The following is an 18,101-nucleotide window of genomic DNA, read 5'->3' as shown; positions in this document are numbered from 1 at the left end:
TAGAGGGTTTTCCAGTCTGCGTAAAATTGTCGCTGATATATTTACTAACTGATTGTTTTTAAAAGTAAAAATAACTGATCAGAACGGATGTCGTTTACAGCGTCGATCGAGGCTCACTATGATGAATCGTAAATACGGAATGTAGTTTCGTCAGACGAAACAATACTGAGGCAAGCACGATCATGAGCAACCAGCACCCCAGCGTGGTCCACCGAACGATCCAGGCCGATGGCGTGGCGGTGGTCCGCATCGACCGCCCCGAAGCCCGCAACGCCCTCAATGCCGCCGTGCGCCAGCAACTGGCCGAGCACTTCCGCGCGCTGGCCGACGACAGCCGGGTGCGGGCCATCGTCCTGACCGGGGGAGAGCAGTGCTTCGTGGCGGGCGCGGACATCCGCGAGTTCGCCCAGGCCAGCCCCATCGAGATGTACCGCCGGCACACCGAGCTGCTCTGGGATGCCATCGGCCGCTGCCCCAAGCCGGTGATCGCGGCGGTGAACGGCTTCGCCTTGGGCGGCGGCTGCGAGCTGGCGATGCACTGCGACATCATCGTCGCCGGCGAGTCGGCGCGCTTCGGCCAGCCGGAGGTGAAGCTCGGCCTGATGCCCGGCGCCGGCGGCACCCAGCGGCTGATCCGCGCGGTGGGCAAGTTCCAGGCGATGCGCATGGCCCTGACCGGCTGCCTGGTCAAGGCGCCGGAAGCCCTGGCGATGGGCATGGTCAGCGAGGTGGTCGGCGATGCGCAGACCTTGCCGCGCGCCCTGGAACTGGCCGCCGAGATCGCCGCGCTGCCGCCGCTGGCCGTGGCGCAGATCAAGGAGGTGATGCTCGCCGGCGCCGACCTGCCGCTGGACAGCGCGCTGACTCTGGAGCGCAAGGCCTTCCAGCTGCTGTTCGACTCCAGGGACCAGAAGGAGGGCGCCGCCGCCTTCCTCGAAAAACGCCAAGCCAGCTTCCAAGGGGAATGACCCATGACGCGTGATATCCAACGCATGGCCATCGTCGGCACCGGCGTGATGGGCAGCGGCATCGCCCAGATCGCCGCCCAGGCCGGCATCCAGGTGAAACTCTTCGACGCCCGCGAGGGCGCGGCGCAGGCCGCGCGCGACAACCTCGGGCGCACCCTCGGCAAGCTGGCGGAGAAGGGCAAGATCAGTGCCGGGGAAGCTGACGCCGCCCTGGCCCGCCTGCTGGTCGCCGGCTCCCTGGCCGAGCTGGCCGATTCCGAACTGGTGGTCGAGGCCATCGTCGAACGCCTGGACGCCAAGCAGGCGCTGCTGGCCGAGCTGGAAGCGGTGGTCGCCGCCGACTGCATCCTGGCGACCAACACCTCGTCGCTGTCGGTCACCAGCATCGCCCGCGGCTGCCGGCACCCCGAGCGGGTGGCGGGCTTCCACTTCTTCAACCCGGTGCCGCTGATGAAGGTGGTCGAGGTGATCGATGGCCTGGCCAGCGACTCGCAGGTGGGCGACCGCCTGCAGGCGCTGGCCGCGCGCATGGGCCACCGCGGCATCCGCGCCAAGGACACCCCCGGCTTCATCATCAACCACGCCGGGCGCGCCTACAGCACCGAGGCGCTGCAGATGCTCAAGGAAGGCATCGCCGAGCCGGCCGACATCGACCGCATCCTGCGCGAGGGCCTGGGCTTCCGCATGGGGCCGCTGGAGCTGTTCGACCTGACTGCGCTGGACGTCTCGCACCCGGTGATCGAATCCATCTACAACCAGTTCTACCAGGAGCCGCGCTACCGGCCGGCGGCGCTCACCCGGCAGATGCTCGAGGCCGGTTTCGTGGGGCGCAAGGTGGGACGTGGCTTCTACCGTTACGAAGACGGCAGGATGATCGATCCGCCGGCACCGCAACCGGTGCCGAGCGTGGCCGTGTTGCCGCCGGTATGGATCGGCGCCGAGTCCGACGAAGACCGCGAGTCGCTCGGCGCGTTGCTGGAGAAGCTGGGCGCTACCCTGGAGCAGGGCGAACAGCCGAGCAGCGAGGCCCTTTGCCTGCTGGCCCCCTACGGCATGGACGCGACCAGCGCCTGCCTGCGTTTCGGCAGCGACCCGGCGCGCACCCTGTGCATCGACCTGCTGCTCGACCTGCAGCGCCACCGCTGCCTGATGCAGAACCCGGCTACCGCCCCGGCCATGCGCGATGCCGCCCATGCGCTGCTGGCCGCCGATGGCGTCGGCGTCAGCCTGATCAACGACAGCGTCGGCTTCGTCGCCCAGCGCGTGCTGGCGCTGATCGTCAACCTGGCCGGCGACATCGTCCAGCAGCGCATCGCCAGCGTCGACGACCTGGACGAAGGCGTGCGCCGCGGCCTGGGCTACCCGCAGGGGCCGCTGGCCTGGGGCGACGCCGTCGGCCCCGCGCGGCTGCTGACGATACTGGAACGCATGACCGACCTGACCGGCGATGCCCGCTACCGCCCCGGCCCGTGGCTGCGCCGCCGCGCCGCGCTGGGCCTGTCGCTGCGCCATGCCGAGCCTGCGCTGGGCTGAGGCCCGGCGCTCACCCGATCCAAGGAGACTTCCATGCTCAATGCCTTTATCTATGCCGGCCTGCGCACCCCCTTCGGCCGCCATGCCGGGGCCCTGGCGCCGGTGCGCCCGGACGACCTGGCGGCCCACGTCATCCGTGAACTGCTCGCCCGCCACGGCGTGCCGGGCGATGCCATCGAGGACGTGATCCTCGGCAATACCAACCAGGCCGGCGAGGACAGCCGCAACGTCGCCCGCCATGCCGCGCTGCTGGCCGGGCTGCCGGTAACGGTGCCGGGCCAGACGGTGAACCGCCTGTGCGCCAGCGGCCTGGCCGCGGTCATCGACGCCGCCCGCGCCGTGACCTGCGGCGAGGGCGAGCTGTTCGTCGCCGGCGGCGTCGAGAGCATGTCCCGCGCGCCCTTCGTCATGGCCAAGGCCGAGGCCGCCTACAGCCGCGACCTGGCGGTGTTCGACAGCACCATAGGCGCGCGCTTCCCCAATCCGAAGATCGTCGCCGGGTTCGGCAACGACAGCATGCCGCAGACCGGCGATAACGTGGCCCGCGAATACGGCATCAGCCGCGAGCAGGCCGACCGCTTCGCCGCGGCGTCCCAGGCGCGCTACGAGGCGGCCCGCCAGGCCGGCTTCTTCGCCGGCGAGATCGCCCCGGTGAGCGTGCCCACCGGGCGCAAGACGCCGCCGAAGGTGATCGAGCAGGACGAGCACCCGCGCCCGGACTCCGACGAAGCCGCGCTGGCGCGCCTGAAGCCGCTGTTCGAGGGCGGCGTGGTCACCGCCGGCAACGCCTCGGGGGTGAACGATGGCGCGGCGGCGCTGTTGATCGGCTCCGCAGAGGCTGGCGAGCGCCATGGGCTCGCGCCGATGGCGCGAATCCTCTCCGCCGCGGCGGTGGGCGTGGAGCCACGGATCATGGGCGTCGGCCCGGTCGAGGCGATCAACAAGGCGCTGGCGCGCGCCGGCCTGGGCCTCGCCGACATGGACATCATCGAGATCAACGAGGCCTTCGCCGCCCAGGTGCTGGGCTGCCTGAGCGGCCTGGGCGTCGCCTTCGACGATCCGCGGGTCAACCCCAACGGCGGCGCCATCGCCGTCGGCCACCCGCTGGGGGCTTCCGGCGCGCGGCTGGCGCTGAGCGCGGCGCGACAACTGCAGCGCAGTGGTCAACGCTATGCGGTGGTCAGCCTGTGCATCGGCGTGGGCCAGGGGCTCGCCATGGTTATCGAGCGCGTGTGAGCGCGCCAGTGAGGAGATGAAGATGGGCGCTTTGAGCGGATACCGCGTACTCGACCTCAGCCGTGTCCTGGCCGGCCCCTGGTGCGGCCAGATCCTGGCCGACCTGGGCGCGGAGGTGATCAAGATCGAACGGCCCGGCGCGGGCGACGACACCCGCGGCTGGGGCCCGCCCTACATGCAGGCCGCGGACGGCTCGGACAGCCCCGAGGCGTCGTACTACCAGTCGACCAACCGCAACAAGCTGTCGGTGGCGCTGAACCTGGCCAGCCCCGAGGGCCAGGCGCTGGTGCGCGCGCTGGCCGGCGAATGCGACGTGCTGATCGAGAACTACAAGGCCGGCTCGCTGGCCAAGTACGGGCTGGACTACGAAAGCCTGTCCAAGCTCAACCCGCGCCTGGTCTATTGCTCCATCACCGGCTTCGGCCAGACCGGGCCGCGCGCGGAAGAGCCCGGCTACGACTTCATCATCCAGGGCATGGGCGGGCTGATGAGCATCACCGGCGAGAAGGACGGGGTGCCCGGCGCCGGCCCGCAGAAGGTCGGCGTGGCGGTGTCCGACGTGATGACCGGGCTGTACTCGGTGGTCGCCATCCAGGCCGCGCTGCTGGCGCGGGAGAAGACCGGCCGCGGCCAGCACTGCGACATGGCCCTGCTGGACGTGCAGGTGGCCATGCTCGGCAACCAGAGCCAGAACTACCTCGCCACCGGGCGCTCGCCGGGGCGGCAGGGCAACGCCCACGTCAACATCGTGCCGTACCAGGTGTTCTCCGGCAGCGACAGGGACTTCATCATCGCCTGCGGCAACGACAGCCAGTTCGTCGCCCTGTGCGAGGCCATCGGCCTGCCGGAACTGCCCAAGGACCCGCGCTTCGCCCGCAACGCCGACCGCGTGCGCAACCGCGAGGCCATCGTCGGCCAGCTGGCCGAGCACTTCCGCAAGGACAGCGCCGACAACTGGGTGGCCCGTATCCACGCGGTCAAGGTGCCGGTCGGCGTGATCAACGACATCGGCCGCGCCCTGGACGAGCCGCAGGTGCTGGCGCGCGACATGCTGGTGGAGATTCCCCACGCCCTCAACCCCGGCTTCAGGATGGTCGGCAGCCCGCTCAAGCTGTCCGAGACGCCGGTGCAGTACCAGCGCCCGGCGCCCATGCTCGGCGAGCACACCGACGAGGTGCTCAAGCGCCGCCTGGGGCTGGACGAGGCCCGCCTGGCGGAGCTCAAGGCCAAGGGCGTGATCGAGCAGCTCGGCGAGTGAAGCGTTCGCGAGCAAGCTCCGTAGGATGGGTATCGCTTCGCTCAACCCATCCTACGAAGAGCCCTTCGGCGCGGTCGGTACGACAGGTGGGCTCGGAGGCGGACGCATCGTAGGAGCGAGCTTGCTCGCGAACCCACCCCAATTGCGGGCGGTGCTGCCGAGGTCTAGCCCGGCGCGTCGCCAAACCAAGGTCAAGCGGCGGATAACCGCGAACGGTTATTCGCCCTACGCACCTGCAACAAGAGGAGAGTCGAATGAAGGTAGTGGTCGCGGTAAAGCGCGTGGTCGATTACAACGTGAAGGTCCGGGTGAAAGCGGACAACTCCGGCGTCGATCTCGCCAACGTGAAGATGTCCATGAACCCCTTCTGCGAAATCGCCGTGGAAGAGGCCGTGCGCCTGAAGGAAAAGGGCGTCGCCAGTGAGATCGTGGTGGTCTCGGTCGGCCCGAATGCCGCCCAGGAACAACTGCGCACCGCCCTGGCCCTGGGCGCCGACCGCGCCCTGTTGGTCGAGTCGAACGACGAGCTGAACTCCCTGGCCGTCGCCAAGCTGCTCAAGGCCGTGGTCGACAAGGAGCAGCCGCAGTTGGTCATCCTCGGCAAGCAGGCCATCGACAGCGACAACAACCAGACCGGCCAGATGCTGGCCGCGCTGACCGGCTACGCCCAGGGCACCTTCGCCTCCAAGGTCGAGGTCGACGGCGCTCAGGTCAAGGTCACCCGCGAAATCGACGGCGGCCTGCAGACCGTGGCGCTGAACCTGCCGGCGATCGTCACCACCGACCTGCGCCTGAACGAGCCGCGCTACGCGTCGCTGCCGAACATCATGAAGGCGAAGAAGAAGCCGCTGGAGGTGATCACCCCGGACGCTCTCGGCGTGTCCACCGGCTCCACCGTCAAGACCCTCAAGGTCGAGGCGCCGGCGGCCCGCAGCGCCGGCATCAAGGTCAAGTCCGTGGCCGAGCTGGTCGAGAAACTGAAGAACGAAGCGAAGGTGATCTGATGGCTGTCCTGGTTGTTGCAGAACATTCGAATGGCGCGCTGGCTGCGGCGACGCTGAACACCGTCACCGCTGCGCAGAAAGTGGGTGGCGATATTGTCGTGCTGGTCGCCGGCCAGAACGTCGGCGCCGTGGCCGAAGCCGCCGCCAAGATCGCGGGCGTTGCCAGGGTGCTGGTCGCCGACGACGCCGCCTACGCCCACCAACTGCCGGAGAACATCGCGCCGCTGGTGGTTTCCATCGCCCAGAACTTCACCCACCTGCTGGCCCCGGCCACCACCAACGGCAAGAACTACCTGCCGCGCGTCGCCGCGCTGCTGGATGTCGACCAGATTTCCGAGATCGTCGAGGTGCTCGGCGCCGACACCTTCAAGCGCCCGATCTACGCCGGCAACGCCATCGCCACCGTGCAGTCCTCGGCGCCGATCAAGGTCATCAGCGTACGCACCACCGGCTTCGATGCGGCGAGTGCCGAAGGCGGCAGTGCCAGCATCGAGGCGCTGGGCGAGGTCTTCGATGCCCGCAGCTCGACTTTCATTGGCGAAGAGCTGGCCAAGTCCGACCGCCCGGAGCTGACCGCCGCGAAGATCGTGGTCTCCGGTGGCCGCGGCATGGGCAACGGCGACAACTTCAAGCTGCTCTATGCTCTGGCCGATAAGCTCGGCGCCGCCGTCGGCGCTTCCCGCGCCGCGGTCGACGCCGGTTTCGTGCCGAACGACATGCAGGTCGGCCAGACCGGCAAGATAGTCGCGCCGCAGCTCTACATCGCGGTGGGTATCTCCGGCGCCATCCAGCACCTGGCGGGCATGAAGGACTCGAAAGTCATCGTGGCCATCAACAAGGACGAAGAGGCGCCGATCTTCCAGGTCGCCGACTACGGCCTGGTGGGCGATCTGTTCGAGATCGTCCCGGCGCTGGAAAAGGCCGTCTGAGCCCCAGTCCACCCCTTGCCGGGCCGGACTCCGCCGGCCCGGCGTTTCGCCAACACCCTGCAAAGAAACAACAACAATGACTATTCGTCGACTCCCTGTGCTGGTCTCCGGACTGGCGCTGCTGCCCCCGTTCGCCCATGCCGAGTTCCTGGCCGACAGCAAGGCCAGCCTGGAAATGCGCAACTTCTACTTCAACCGCGACTACCGCCAGAGCGGCGCCAAACAGTCCTACTCGGAGGAGTGGGCGCAGGGCTTCCTGCTGCGCTACGAGTCCGGCTACACCGACGGCACCGTTGGCGTGGGCATCGATGCCCTCGGCCTGCTGGGCCTCAAGCTCGATTCCAGCCCCGACCGCTCCGGCTCCGGGCTGCTGCCGTATTCCGCCAGCAGCGGGCGCGCCGCCGACGACTACAGCGACCTCGGCCTGACCGCCAAGCTGCGCGTCTCCCGCAGCACCCTGAAAGTCGGCACCCTGCTGCCCAAGTTGCCGGTGGTGCAGTACAACGACACCCGCCTGCTGCCCCAGACCTTCCAGGGCGCGCTGGTGGAGTCCAAGGAACTCGACGACCTCGACCTGCAGGCCGGCCAACTGCGCCAGGTCAAGCAGCGCGACTCGTCCAACGCCGAGGACCTCAGCGTCACCCGCGGCAACAAGCGCAACATCAATGCCGGCAGCCACCTCAGCAGCGACCGCTTCAACCTGGCCGGCGGCACCTACCGCTGGAGCGAGCGCCTGAGCACCAGCTACCACTACGCCAATCTCGAAGACCTCTACCGCCAGCACTACCTGGGCCTGGTGCACGTGCTGCCGATCGCCGCCGGCCAGTCGCTGAAGTCCGACATCCGCTGGGCGCGCTCCACCGACGACGGCGGCAGCAACGTCGACAACCGCGCGCTCAACGCGATGTTCACCTACAGGCTCGACAACCACGCCTTCGGCCTGGGCTACCAGCGCATGTCCGGCGACACCGGCTTCGCCTACCTGACCGGCACCGATCCGTACCTGGTCAACTACGTGCAGATCGGCGACTTCGCCAACAAGGACGAACGCTCCTGGCAACTGCGCTACGACTACAACTTCGCCGCCCTCGGCCTGCCCGGCCTGAGCCTGATGACGCGCTACCTGCGCGGCGACAACGTCGACCTGCTCAACGGTCAGGGCGACGGCAAGGAGTGGGAGCGCGACACCGACATCGGCTACGTGGTGCAGGACGGGGCGCTGAAGAACCTCGGCTTCAAGGTGCGCAACAGCACCTTCCGCAGCAGCTTCGGCAACGACCTGGACGAAACGCGGCTGATCGTCAGCTACACCTTGCCGCTCTGGTAGGGCAGGGCCGGGGAAAGGGGAGCGCCCCTGGCGCTCCCTCTTCTGCGCCGGGCTGGCCTATCGGCAATCTACGCCGTGAGCCTGGAAGTGGACAGCCCTGGTCTTCTCGTCCTTGCCGCGCAGGTTTGCGGATTTACTTCAGGAATTCTTGATACAAATCATTCTCAATGGCGTCGTTTGGTCCCTAAATGCGAGCTCGCGATTCCTCATCTGTCGAGCCAAGGAGAAGACCATGCGAATCAACCGCGCCGTTCCCGTGATACTGGCGCTCGCCGCCCCGTTCGCGGCGGCCAAGGAGTACCCCATCGGCGCGCCGCAGGCCTGCGGCGGGATGGAGATCGGCGCGGTGTACCTGCAGCCGATCGAGATGGACCCGCCCGGGATGATGCGCGCCGCCGCGCAGTCCGACGTGCACCTTGAGGCCGACATCGCCGCCACCGCCGACAACCCCAACGGCTTCCAGGAAGGCAGCTGGATTCCCTACCTGCGGGTGGCCTACGAGCTGCGCAAGGACGGCAGCGACCAGGTCCTCAAGGGTAATTTCCACGGCATGGTGGCCAGCGACGGCCCGCACTACGGCGATAACCTCAAGCTGCTCGGGCCGGGCAAGTACCACCTGACCTACACCATCCTGCCGCCGTCGGAGACCTCCATGTTCGGCCGCCACGTCGACAAGGAAACCGGCGTGGCGCCCTGGTTCGAGACCTGCAAGGTGGAATACGACTTCACCTACGCCGGCATCGGCAAGAAAGGCGGCTATTGATGCGCGGGCCGCACCCGTTGCGGGTGCGGCGTTACCTTCCCCGAGAGTCGCGAGGCCGTCATGTTGCGCTCGTTCTTCTGCCTGCTGGCACTGTCGTTCGCCGTTGCCGCGCAGGCGGCGCCGCTCCCCACCTATGAGCTGACCATCAGCGATGGCCACTTCACCCCCCAGACCCTGGAAGTGCCCGCCGGGCAGCGCTTCAAGGTCGTGGTGCGCAACGCCGGCAGCGGGCCGGCCGAGTTCGAGAGCACGCCGCTGCGGGTGGAGAAGGTGCTCTCGCCGGGCGTCACCTCGTTCGTGGTGATCCACCCCCTGCGTCCCGGCCGCTATCCCTTCTTCGACGAATTCCACATGGACCTGCCGCAAGGCGAGATCGTGGCGCACTGAGCGGGAGCCAAGCATGCTGCAATCCTTGTTCATCGTCTGGCGGGAGAGCGTCGAGGCGCTGCTGGTCGTCGGCATCCTGCATGCCTGGCTCTGCCATCGCCCGGAGCCCGCGCGCGGCCTGCGCATGCTCTGGAGCGGGGTAGGGCTGGGCGTCGTGCTGGCCTGCTCGCTGGCCGCGCTGTTCATGCTCGCCGGGGAGTGGCTGGCGGGGCCCTCCGGCGAATGGTTCCAGGCTGCCATGGTGCTCTGCGCCAGCCTGCTGATCCTGCAGATGGTGGTGTGGATGCACCGCCATGGGCGCGACATGAAGCGCCAGCTGGAGCGGGACGCCGAGCGCAGCATCGCCGAGGATGGCGGCTGGGGCGTGCTGCTGCTGGCGATGCTGGCGGTGGCCCGCGAAGGCAGCGAGACGGTGGTGTTCCTCTACGGCATCGGCGCGCAGCAGGGGGCGGACTGGAGCTGGTTCGCCCTGGGCGGCGTGCTCGGCTTCCTGCTGGCGCTGGCCACCTACGCCGCGCTGCAGTGGTCCTCGCGGATACTCACCTGGCGGCGCTTCTTCCGCGTCAGCGAAGTCCTCCTGCTGCTGCTCGGCGGCGCCCTGCTGATGGCGGCGCTGGACCGGGTGGCGGGGCAGGTCATGGCGCTGGACCTGCCCGAATGGTGCTACGGGCTGTTCGGCGATCCGCTCTGGGACACCTCCGCCTGGCTCAGTGACGGCCACGGCCTGGGGGCCGCCCTGGCCGGCTTCGCCGGATACCGCGCCGCGCCCTCGCTGCTGGCGGTGCTGCTGTTGCCGGCCTACTGGGCGCTGGCGAGCTACCTGTGCCGACGCGGCGAGCGCCGCGTCGAGGCCCGGCTGGCATGAAGGGCGCGCCTTCCCTCTTGTTGGCCCGGTCGTTGGCCCGGCTGGGGGACGGCATGCGCTGGCATGCCGGGCTGATCCGCGCCCTGCAATGGGCCGTGGTGCTGTTCTACGCGGTGCTGCTGATCGTCCCGGCCTGCCTGGACCTGCCGCCGGCCCAGGCGCGCATGCTGGACAACCTGGCGGTGTTCGCGCAGTTCGTGTTCTGGGGCATCTGGTGGCCCTTCGTGCTGCTGTCGATGCTGCTGTTCGGGCGGCTCTGGTGCGGGCTGTTCTGCCCCGAGGGCGCACTCAGCGAATGGGCGAGCCGGCACGGCCGCGGGCGTGGCGTGCCGCGCTGGATGCGCTGGGGCGGCTGGCCGTTCCTGGCCTTCTGCCTGACCACCCTGTACGGGCAACTGGTCAGCGTCTACGACTACGCGCTGCCGGCGCTGCTGATCCTCGGCGGCTCGACCCTTGCGGCGATGCTGGTGGGCTTCCTCTACGGGCGCGGCAAGCGCGTCTGGTGCCGCTACCTGTGCCCGGTCAGCGGAGTGTTCAACCTGCTCGCGCGGCTGGCGCCGGTGCACTTCCGCGTCGACGAGGCGCGCTGGCTGGCCAATGCCGGGCCGCACCTGCCGACGCCCAACTGCGCCCCGCTGATCGACATCCGCCGCATGAGCGGCTGCGCCGACTGCCATTCCTGCGGCCGCTGCAGCGGCCAGCGCGGCGCCGTGGCCCTGAGCCCGCGCTGGCCGAACGAGGAAATCGTCGTCCACGGCCAGCGCACGGAAAGCCCCTGGCCGGCGCGCCTGCTGCTGTTCGGGGTGATCGGCCTGGCCATGGGCGCCTTCAACTGGACGCTCAGCCCCTGGTTCATCGCACTCAAGCAGACGAGCGCGGAGTGGCTGGTGGAGCGGGGCATCCTCTGGCCGCTGGAAGCCAACGCGCCCTGGTGGGTGCTGACGCATTACCCGCAGAACAACGACCTCTTCACCTGGCTCGACGGCGGCGTACTGGTCTTCTACGTGCTGGCCTGGGCGCTGCTCATGGGCACCTGGCTGACGGCGCTGCTGCGCCTGGCCGGCAGGGTGTCGGGGAAAGGGCGGGGGCTGCACGGGCACCTGGCCCAGGCGCTGATTCCCCTGGGCGGCTGCGGGCTGTTCCTCGGGCTTTCGGCCACCACCGTGAAACTGCTGCGCTACGAAGGGCTGGCCCTCGGCTGGGTGCAGCCGGCGCGGGCCCTGCTGCTGGCGGGCGCCTGCGCCTGGACGCTGTGGCTGGGCTGGCGGATCCTCCGCCGCCGCGGCGTCGCGCCCCTGCGCCAGCCAGCCGCGCTGGCCTGCCTGGCGCTGGCCTGCGTGCCGGTGCTGGGTGGCTGGTGGTTGATGTTCTGGGGTTGGAGCTGAGGCGGCGAGGCCAATCTATTCAGAGGCTCGTAAGAACTTCCATTCGACCGAAAATAAAAGAGTTCTTCACTTATAAAATGCTAAGTATTTCCCGTTCGCCAATATAGCCGCTGCGCGTAAAAACACCCTCGCCAAATAGTATATTAATCCGCAATCCATAAGGGCTGCAGAGGCTCTTGATGTTCTGCTGGTTCATGTTCCGCCTTCGCCTGAAACCATTCTGCAATATTCAAAAAACAAGAATCGGCCCCGGTTTGGGGACAAGGTCTTCGCCGGTGGCGGAGAACTTTGTGGGAACCGAATTAATTGGGTGGCAGTTGCCGCCTTTATCGGATTTCAGGAGATTCTTGATGCGTAGTATTTCTGCACTGGGCGGGATGGGGATTTGTGCCGGGGCATTGCTCGTTGTGAGTGTTCCGGCGCAGGCGGGGGTCGATGCCAGGCTGTTGGAAATGCTCAAGGCCAATGGCTCGATCAGCGCCGCCCAGTACACCGAACTCACGGCCGAGCTGGACAAGGAGAACCAGGCCGCCGCGGAGCAGGCCAAGGCGAAGAAGGAGCAGATGAGCGCTTTCGAGCAGAGCATCGCCTGGGCCGCCAGGACCCAGGTGAAGGGCGACGTCCGCGTGCGCCAGGAAACCGTGCATGCGCAGAACAGCGGCAGCAAGGGCGACCAGAACCGCCAGCGCATCCGCGCGCGGGTCGGCTTCTACAGCCAGATCAACCCGCAGGTGGACACCGGCATCCGCATCGCCACCGGCAGTGGCGACGACGCCCGTTCGACCAACCAGAGCATGGACAACTACTTCGACAAGAAGCAGCTGTGGCTGGACCAGGCCTACATCGACTTCCACCCCACCGCGGTGAAGAACCTGCACCTGATCGGCGGCAAGATGAACCAGCCGTGGGTCAGCGAAGGCGACGTCATCTGGGACGGCGACATCAACCCCGAAGGCTTCGCCGCCACCTACAAATACCCGCTGGGCGGCAGCGTCGAGCTGTTCGGCAGCGCCGGCTACTTCAACCTGAAGGACAACGTCGACGGCGAAGGCTACGCCTTCCAGCATGACCTGCGCCTGTACAGCGGCCAGTTCGGCGCCCGCTTCGCGCCCATCGACGGCATCAAGGCGACCCTCGGGGCAAGCCTTTACGCCTACGACAACGACACCGACAGCACTTGCGGCTCGGCCACCACGATGCCGTGCCAGCTTTCCGCCAACGGCAACACCACCAGGGACTTCCGCCTCTACGAAGGCTTCGGCCAACTGGACTTCGGCAACCTGCCGGTCCCGCTTTCGCTGTACGGCCAGTACGTGGTCAACCAGGCGACCGATAGCAACGAAGATACTGCCTGGCTGACCGGCGCGAAGACCAAGGTGGGTGACTTCAGCTTCGACTACAACTATCGCGACGTGCAGCGTAATGCGGTGGTCGGGGCATTTACCGATTCGGACTTCGCCAATGGTTACACCGCGTCTCGTGGTCACAAGTTCAAGGTTGCCTACGACATCGACAAGAACTTCGCCCTGGGTGCCACTTATTTCATGGCCAGGTCGGATGCCGCCAGTGGTTCGCGTAAAGATGCGGATATCGATACGCTGCAATTGGATCTGGAAGCCAAGTTCTAGTTTTGCTGCGGATTAAAGACTTTTATAAGTGTCAGTCGATACTGTGTGTTCCATATATCGAGGGTCGCCCGTTGACTTCATTCAAACCGCCTTGAGTTCGTGAATGCCGGCTTCGGCCGTCCGATTCATTCCCCTTGGCCGCCACGACGACCCCATGCGTCGTGGCGGCTTTTTCATGGGGGATCGGAGAGCTTTGCGTAGGAGCAACTGTCTTGCGCCGAGGTGCTCTTCGTAGGATGGTTGAGCTTGCGAAACCCATGCGGTTGCGGTGATGGGTATCGCTTCGCTCAACGCCATCCTACGAAAAGCCGTGCTTCCTGGACCCGTAGGCCCCTGCCCGCGATTCCGCGCGCAGGGCGCGCTCCTACATGGGCACGGTGCCGGGGCAGCCCGTAGCGGATCTCATCCGCGAATCGCGCTTGCGAATGGTGCGTGCCTGCGGCTTTGGGGGAGAGGGGCTCTTGGGCCTGTCACCAATGTTCCGGCCCGCAGCCGAAAATCGCGGACAAGGTCCGCTCCTACAACAGTACGTTACCCGGGAGCGCTGTAGCCCCGCTTCACGCCGAGTGGTCCAGAGCTTTGTGTAGGAGCGGGCCCTGCCCGCGATTTCGCGCGCAGGGCGCGCTCCTACATGGGCATGGTGCCGGGGCGGCTTGTCTTACCCGCCATGCGAGGCGCTTTTCGTAGGATGGCGTTGAGCGAAGCGATACCCATCACCATGGCCCGATGGGTATCGCAAGCTCAACCCATCCTACGACGGCCGGAACGCCGGAGTCGGGGCCAACGGCGGATAACGCCCCGGGGCGTTATGCGCCCTACGCTGCGATGGGGGAGCGCCCGAGGGTGGGATAACTCGCCGGCGTCCATGTCCGGCCCCCTCGGGCGCTCGGTTTCACTATGTTTGCGCCGGAGGCCGGAAACGAATGACCTGGGTCAAGGCTTCCGGACTGTTTCCATGCGCGACGACCGCGCCGTTCAACTGTTGTTCAGGTTTGGCCTGGCGCTTTCGAAGTGAGCCGGCCTCAACTCGTCCGCGCGTAGAGCAGCAGGCCATAGCCCAGCAGCATCAGCGGCCAGGCCACGGCCGGCCCGAACAGCAGCGCCCAGAGCCGGCCGCGCGGTTCGAAGCCCACGCCGTGGACGAAGCCGCCGCTCACGCCGAGCATCACCAGCATCAGCAGGCCGTGGCTGTAGCCGCCGTTGGCGTCGAGCATCAGCGCCGGGTGGATCAGCAGCACCAGCGCCAGCGGCGCCGCCAGCAGCAACGACAGCGCGCGGCTCCAGCGGCGGCGCAGGGCGCGTTCAGGACTGGCGGCGGTCATCGCTGTCCAGGTCCTGGGTGGTTTCCAGCCAGAGGGCGTTGATGATGCCGAAGCTGCAGGCCAGCAGCACGCCGAGAATCCAGGTGAAGTACCACATGCTTGTCGCTCCTCAGTAGAGTCCGTGGGGGTTGGCGTCGATGTGCCCGCGGTTCAGCCGGCCCCACATGCGCACGTAGCCCCAGAGCGTGTAGCAAAGGATCAGCGGCACGAAGATGCAGGCCACGGCGAACATGATGCCGAGGGTCTTGTGGCTGGACACCGCGTCCCACAGCGTCAGGCTGGCCGCCGGGTTCTCGCTGGAGGGGAAGACGAAGGGGAACAGGGCGAAGCCGGCGGTGCAGATAGTGCCGACGATGGCCAGGGCGCTGCCGAGGAAGGCCAGGCCGCCCCTGTTGCCGCTGGCGCTGGCCAGGGCGAGCAGCCCGCCGAGGATGCCCAGCGCCGGGGCCAGCATGGTCAGCGGTTGCTTGTGGTAGTTGGCCAGCCAGCCGGCGTTGTCCAGCGTCACCTGCTTGTGCAGCGGGTTGAGCACGGCGTTGCCGTCCACCGCCGAGGCCAGGCTGAAGCCGTGCATGCCCAGGCTGAGCCACAGCCCGGCGCCGATGAAGGCCGCCAGGTACACCAGCGCGCACAGTTGCGCGGCGCGGCGCGAGCGTTCGGCCAGTTCGCCGTCGGTGCGCAGCATCAGCCAGGCGCCGCCGTGCAGGCAGAGCATGCTCAGGCTGACCACCCCGGCGAGCAGGGCGAAGGGGTTGAGCAGGGCAAAGAACGAGCCGCTGTAGGTCGGCCGCATCATTTCGTCGAGGTTGAACGGCAGGCCCAGGAACAGGTTGCCGAAGGCCACGCCGAACACCAGCGCCGGGACGCAGCCGCCGACGAACAGCGCCCAGTCCCAGGCCGCGCGCCAGCGCGGGTTCTCCAGCTTGCTGCGGTAGTCGAAGCCCACCGGCCGGCAGAACAGCGCGAACAGCACCAGCAGCATGGCCCAGTAGAGCCCGGAGAAGGCGGTGGCGTAGACCATCGGCCAGGCGGCGAAGAGCGCGCCGCCGGCGGTGATGAACCACACCTGGTTGCCGTCCCAGTGCGGGGCGATGGTGTTGATCGCCACGCGGCGCTCGTGGTCGTCCCGGGCGACGAAGGGCAGCAGCGCCATGGCGCCCATGTCGAAGCCGTCGGTGAGGGCGAAGCCGATCAGCAGCACGCCGATCAGCACCCACCAGGTGATCTTCAGGGTTTCGTAGTCCATGGCGGGCTCCTCAGGCAATGGCCGGGCGCTGCGCGGCGCCCTGCTCGAAGTGGTAGCGGCCGGTGTGCAGGCTCGACGGGCCGAGGCGGGCGAACTTGATCATCAGGTACAGCTCCACCACCAGCAGCAGGCTGTAGAAGGCCACCAGCGCGATCAGCGAGCCCCACAGGTCGTGGGTGCCCAGGCTGGAGGCGGACAGGTGCACCGGCAGCACCTCGCCGATGGACCAGGGCTGGCGGCCGTGCTCGGCGACGTACCAGCCGGTCTGCGCGGCGATCCAGGGCAGCGGCAGGCTCAGCAGCGCCCACTTCAGCAGCCAGGGCTTGCGCTCCTCGTTCTTGCGCGCCGAGGCCCAGAAGGCGCAGGCGAACAGGGCGAGCATGAGGAAGCCGCAGGCGACCATGGCGCGGAAGCTGAAGAACAGCGTGAGCACGTCGGGGATGGTGTCCAGGGTGGCCAGGCGGATCTGCTCTTCGCTGGCGTCCACCACCTTGTCGGTGTACTTCTTCAGCAGCAGGCCGTAGCCCAGGTCCTGCTTCACATCATCGAAGGCGGCGAGGGTGGCCGCGGAGGTGTCGCCGCCGCGCAACTGTTCCAGCAGCGCGTAGGCCTGCATGCCGTTGCGGATGCGCGCCTCGTGCTGCACCAGCAGGTCCTTGATGCCGGTGACCTCCTTGTCCAGCGAGCGGGTGGCGATGATGCCCAGCGCATAGGGAATCCTGATCGCGTAATGGGTGCGCATCTGCTCCTGGTCGGGGATGCCGAACAGGGTGAAGCCGGCCGGCGCCTGCTCGGTGTTCCACTCGGCCTCGATGGCGGCCAGCTTGGTCTTCTGCACGTCGCCGATCTCGTAGCCGGACTCGTCGCCGAGGATGATCACCGAGAGGATCGAGGCCAGGCCGAAGGCCGAGGCGATGGCGAAGGAGCGGCGGGCGAAGCCCTGGTCGCGGCCCTTGAGCAGGTAGTAGCTGGAGATGGCCAGGACGAAGATCGCCCCGGTGACGTAGCCGGCGGCCACGGTGTGGACGAACTTGACCTGGGCCACCGGGTTGAACAGCAGCGCGCCGAAATCGGTCAGCTCCATGCGCATGGTCTGGAAGTTGAATTCCGCACCCACCGGGTTCTGCATCCAGCCATTGGCGATCAGGATCCACAGCGCCGAGAGGTTCGAGCCCAGCGCCACCAGCCAGGTCACGCTCAGGTGCTGGACCTTGGACAGGCGATCCCAGCCGAAGAAGAACAGGCCGATGAAGGTGGATTCGAGGAAGAACGCCATCAGCCCCTCGATGGCCAGGGGCGCGCCGAAGATGTCGCCGACGTAGTGGGAGTAGTAGGCCCAGTTGGTGCCGAACTGGAACTCCATGGTCAGCCCGGTGGTGACGCCGAGGGCGAAGTTGATGCCGAACAGCTTGCCCCAGAACTGCGTCATGTCCTTGTACACCTGCTTGCCGGTCATCACGTAGACCGACTCCATGATCGCCAGCAGGAAGGCGAGGCCCAGCGTCAGGGGCACGAACAGGAAGTGGTACATCGCCGTCATGGCGAACTGCAGGCGTGACAGGTCGACTACGGCTTCGGAAATCATCACGGGGACTCCTTGGCGGGGGATGAGGTGGGGGTGGATACGGGGTCGGGGGTGCCCAGCAGGTGCGCGCTGACCTGCCGTTCGCCCTCGGCGGGAAGGGTGGGGTGGTCGAACCAGATGGCCTTGATGGCCAGGAGCAGCACCAGCTTGATCAGCAGGATGGCCGCCAGTTCCTTCACCAGCTTCGGGTAGCGGATTGACGCACTCACTTGTGCACCTCCGGAGCGACTGCTGTAATACCCCATAGGGTATGTTGGAAATGCCCTTCCAATGAGATGGCAGATTGACGCAGCGGGCGCACGGACCCTCGTCCGGAGCCCGACCCGGCAAGCCGGCCGCTCATCTTCACCGCGCTGGATGGCCAGCGCGGGACCTGACCAAGGAGATCGTCATGAAAGCGAATGTCGGGACCATCGATCGCGTTGTGCGCATCGTCGTGGGGCTGCTGCTGATCGGGCTGAGCCTCGCCGGCGTGATCGGCTGGTGGGGGTGGATCGGCGTGGTGCCGCTGGCCACCGGCATCTTCCGTTTCTGCCCGGCCTATCCGCTGCTGGGCATCAGCACCTGCGGGAGCTGCAAGCGCTCCTGAGGCCGGGCGCGGGCCATGCCCGGCGGCTGCCCCGCCGCCGGGCTGGCTGTGCCCGCCGAACAACGCTACCCTCACG

At 67.4% G+C, this 18,101-nt stretch carries 19 protein-coding genes; 13 read left to right on the top strand and 6 right to left on the bottom strand.

Annotated features, from left to right (window positions below; translation table 11 throughout):
- Nucleotides 1-182 precede the first annotated feature (182 nt).
- The 11 genes from FG99_RS20125 (at nucleotide 183) to FG99_RS20075 (ending at nucleotide 11,655) form a co-directional block, all read left to right on the top strand.
- On the top strand, nucleotides 183-968 hold the full coding sequence (locus FG99_RS20125; RefSeq protein ID WP_009623183.1) for an enoyl-CoA hydratase: 786 nt from the start codon (nucleotides 183-185) through the stop codon (nucleotides 966-968).
- Nucleotides 969-971: 3 nt separating this feature from the next.
- Nucleotides 972-2,501: a 3-hydroxyacyl-CoA dehydrogenase gene (locus FG99_RS20120; protein ID WP_043272053.1), complete on the top strand. Its 1,530-nt coding sequence runs from the start codon at nucleotides 972-974 to the stop codon at nucleotides 2,499-2,501.
- Nucleotides 2,502-2,534: 33 nt separating this feature from the next.
- Nucleotides 2,535-3,737, top strand: coding sequence for a 3-oxoadipyl-CoA thiolase (locus FG99_RS20115; RefSeq protein ID WP_043272052.1), 1,203 nt, complete (start codon nucleotides 2,535-2,537; stop codon nucleotides 3,735-3,737).
- A 22-nt stretch (nucleotides 3,738-3,759) separates the two neighbouring features.
- Nucleotides 3,760-4,995: a CaiB/BaiF CoA transferase family protein gene (locus tag FG99_RS20110; protein WP_043272051.1), complete on the top strand. Its 1,236-nt coding sequence runs from the start codon at nucleotides 3,760-3,762 to the stop codon at nucleotides 4,993-4,995.
- 254 nt (nucleotides 4,996-5,249) lie between these two features.
- Nucleotides 5,250-5,999, top strand: coding sequence for an electron transfer flavoprotein subunit beta/FixA family protein (locus FG99_RS20105; RefSeq protein WP_043272050.1), 750 nt, complete (start codon nucleotides 5,250-5,252; stop codon nucleotides 5,997-5,999).
- Nucleotides 5,999-6,928 (top strand): electron transfer flavoprotein subunit alpha/FixB family protein, encoded by a 930-nt coding sequence (locus FG99_RS20100; protein ID WP_043272049.1) that lies wholly within the window; start codon nucleotides 5,999-6,001, stop codon nucleotides 6,926-6,928. The genes FG99_RS20105 and FG99_RS20100 overlap by 1 nt, the downstream gene beginning before the upstream one ends.
- A gap of 76 nt (nucleotides 6,929-7,004) precedes the next feature.
- Nucleotides 7,005-8,255 (top strand): OprD family porin, encoded by a 1,251-nt coding sequence (locus FG99_RS20095; protein ID WP_043272048.1) that lies wholly within the window; start codon nucleotides 7,005-7,007, stop codon nucleotides 8,253-8,255.
- A 232-nt stretch (nucleotides 8,256-8,487) separates the two neighbouring features.
- Nucleotides 8,488-9,018, top strand: coding sequence for an iron transporter (locus tag FG99_RS20090; RefSeq protein WP_043272047.1), 531 nt, complete (start codon nucleotides 8,488-8,490; stop codon nucleotides 9,016-9,018).
- Between the two features lie 60 nt (nucleotides 9,019-9,078).
- Nucleotides 9,079-9,405 carry a cupredoxin domain-containing protein gene (locus tag FG99_RS20085; protein WP_043272046.1) on the top strand — a complete coding sequence of 109 codons (327 nt, stop codon included), beginning with the start codon at nucleotides 9,079-9,081 and terminating at the stop codon, nucleotides 9,403-9,405.
- 13 nt (nucleotides 9,406-9,418) lie between these two features.
- Entirely contained in the window at nucleotides 9,419-10,270 is an 852-nt protein-coding gene (locus FG99_RS20080; protein ID WP_043272045.1) for an FTR1 family iron permease, read from the top strand.
- Nucleotides 10,267-11,655 carry a 4Fe-4S binding protein gene (locus FG99_RS20075; RefSeq protein ID WP_043272044.1) on the top strand — a complete coding sequence of 463 codons (1,389 nt, stop codon included), beginning with the start codon at nucleotides 10,267-10,269 and terminating at the stop codon, nucleotides 11,653-11,655. Before FG99_RS20080 ends, FG99_RS20075 begins: the two co-directional genes overlap by 4 nt.
- Nucleotides 11,656-11,884: 229 nt before the next feature.
- Here the strand turns inward: FG99_RS20075 and FG99_RS32520 are convergent, their stop codons facing one another.
- The gene (locus FG99_RS32520; protein ID WP_168187718.1) at nucleotides 11,885-12,115 is read right to left on the bottom strand and encodes a hypothetical protein; all 231 of its coding nucleotides are present in this window, start codon (nucleotides 12,113-12,115) and stop codon (nucleotides 11,885-11,887) included.
- Here FG99_RS32520 and FG99_RS20070 point away from each other — a divergent pair.
- Complete coding sequence (locus FG99_RS20070) at nucleotides 12,006-13,283, top strand: putative porin (RefSeq protein ID WP_043272043.1); 1,278 nt, start codon at nucleotides 12,006-12,008, stop codon at nucleotides 13,281-13,283. The genes FG99_RS32520 and FG99_RS20070 overlap by 110 nt on opposite strands.
- Nucleotides 13,284-14,305: 1,022 nt before the next feature.
- On the opposite strand, the gene FG99_RS20065 is transcribed toward FG99_RS20070, so the two are convergent.
- Genes FG99_RS20065 through cydP form a run of 5 tightly spaced genes read right to left on the bottom strand, consistent with a single transcriptional unit; the run spans nucleotide 14,306 to nucleotide 17,645 of the window.
- Nucleotides 14,306-14,605, bottom strand: a complete 300-nt coding sequence (locus FG99_RS20065; protein WP_043272042.1) for a cyd operon YbgE family protein — start codon at nucleotides 14,603-14,605, stop codon at nucleotides 14,306-14,308.
- Entirely contained in the window at nucleotides 14,586-14,702 is a 117-nt protein-coding gene (cydX, locus tag FG99_RS31495) for a cytochrome bd-I oxidase subunit CydX (RefSeq protein WP_009623142.1), read from the bottom strand. The genes FG99_RS20065 and cydX overlap by 20 nt, the downstream gene beginning before the upstream one ends.
- A gap of 12 nt (nucleotides 14,703-14,714) precedes the next feature.
- Nucleotides 14,715-15,851 carry a cytochrome d ubiquinol oxidase subunit II gene (gene cydB / locus FG99_RS20055; RefSeq protein WP_043272041.1) on the bottom strand — a complete coding sequence of 379 codons (1,137 nt, stop codon included), beginning with the start codon at nucleotides 15,849-15,851 and terminating at the stop codon, nucleotides 14,715-14,717.
- Between the two features lie 10 nt (nucleotides 15,852-15,861).
- Entirely contained in the window at nucleotides 15,862-17,436 is a 1,575-nt protein-coding gene (locus FG99_RS20050; protein ID WP_043272040.1) for a cytochrome ubiquinol oxidase subunit I, read from the bottom strand.
- Complete coding sequence (gene cydP, locus FG99_RS20045) at nucleotides 17,436-17,645, bottom strand: cytochrome oxidase putative small subunit CydP (RefSeq protein WP_043272039.1); 210 nt, start codon at nucleotides 17,643-17,645, stop codon at nucleotides 17,436-17,438. Before cydP ends, FG99_RS20050 begins: the two co-directional genes overlap by 1 nt.
- A 182-nt stretch (nucleotides 17,646-17,827) precedes the next feature.
- Between cydP and FG99_RS20040 the strand changes: the two genes are divergently transcribed.
- Nucleotides 17,828-18,025: a YgaP family membrane protein gene (locus FG99_RS20040; protein ID WP_043272038.1), complete on the top strand. Its 198-nt coding sequence runs from the start codon at nucleotides 17,828-17,830 to the stop codon at nucleotides 18,023-18,025.
- Nucleotides 18,026-18,101: the final 76 nt, after the last annotated feature.

It is taken from the genome of Pseudomonas sp. AAC (assembly GCF_000725445.1).
Classification (GTDB): Bacteria; Pseudomonadota; Gammaproteobacteria; order Pseudomonadales; family Pseudomonadaceae; genus Pseudomonas; species Pseudomonas citronellolis.
Note: the sequence above shows the minus strand (reverse complement) of the source record. Positions and strands in the feature narration are given on the sequence as shown.

Bases quoted from the DNA above. Each gene is read 5' to 3' on its own strand.
- FG99_RS20125 (WP_009623183.1), top strand. From the start codon at position 183: ATGAGCAACCAGCACCCCAGCGTGGTCCACCGAACGATCCAGGCCGAT.
- FG99_RS20120 (WP_043272053.1), top strand. From the start codon at position 972: ATGACGCGTGATATCCAACGCATGGCCATCGTCGGCACCGGCGTGATG.
- FG99_RS20115 (WP_043272052.1), top strand. From the start codon at position 2,535: ATGCTCAATGCCTTTATCTATGCCGGCCTGCGCACCCCCTTCGGCCGC.
- FG99_RS20110 (WP_043272051.1), top strand. From the start codon at position 3,760: ATGGGCGCTTTGAGCGGATACCGCGTACTCGACCTCAGCCGTGTCCTG.
- FG99_RS20105 (WP_043272050.1), top strand. From the start codon at position 5,250: ATGAAGGTAGTGGTCGCGGTAAAGCGCGTGGTCGATTACAACGTGAAG.
- FG99_RS20100 (WP_043272049.1), top strand. From the start codon at position 5,999: ATGGCTGTCCTGGTTGTTGCAGAACATTCGAATGGCGCGCTGGCTGCG.
- FG99_RS20095 (WP_043272048.1), top strand. From the start codon at position 7,005: ATGACTATTCGTCGACTCCCTGTGCTGGTCTCCGGACTGGCGCTGCTG.
- FG99_RS20090 (WP_043272047.1), top strand. From the start codon at position 8,488: ATGCGAATCAACCGCGCCGTTCCCGTGATACTGGCGCTCGCCGCCCCG.
- FG99_RS20085 (WP_043272046.1), top strand. From the start codon at position 9,079: ATGTTGCGCTCGTTCTTCTGCCTGCTGGCACTGTCGTTCGCCGTTGCC.
- FG99_RS20080 (WP_043272045.1), top strand. From the start codon at position 9,419: ATGCTGCAATCCTTGTTCATCGTCTGGCGGGAGAGCGTCGAGGCGCTG.
- FG99_RS20075 (WP_043272044.1), top strand. From the start codon at position 10,267: ATGAAGGGCGCGCCTTCCCTCTTGTTGGCCCGGTCGTTGGCCCGGCTG.
- FG99_RS20070 (WP_043272043.1), top strand. From the start codon at position 12,006: ATGCGTAGTATTTCTGCACTGGGCGGGATGGGGATTTGTGCCGGGGCA.
- FG99_RS20065 (WP_043272042.1), bottom strand. From the start codon at position 14,605: ATGACCGCCGCCAGTCCTGAACGCGCCCTGCGCCGCCGCTGGAGCCGC.
- cydX (WP_009623142.1), bottom strand. From the start codon at position 14,702: ATGTGGTACTTCACCTGGATTCTCGGCGTGCTGCTGGCCTGCAGCTTC.
- cydB (WP_043272041.1), bottom strand. From the start codon at position 15,851: ATGGACTACGAAACCCTGAAGATCACCTGGTGGGTGCTGATCGGCGTG.
- FG99_RS20050 (WP_043272040.1), bottom strand. From the start codon at position 17,436: ATGATTTCCGAAGCCGTAGTCGACCTGTCACGCCTGCAGTTCGCCATG.
- FG99_RS20040 (WP_043272038.1), top strand. From the start codon at position 17,828: ATGAAAGCGAATGTCGGGACCATCGATCGCGTTGTGCGCATCGTCGTG.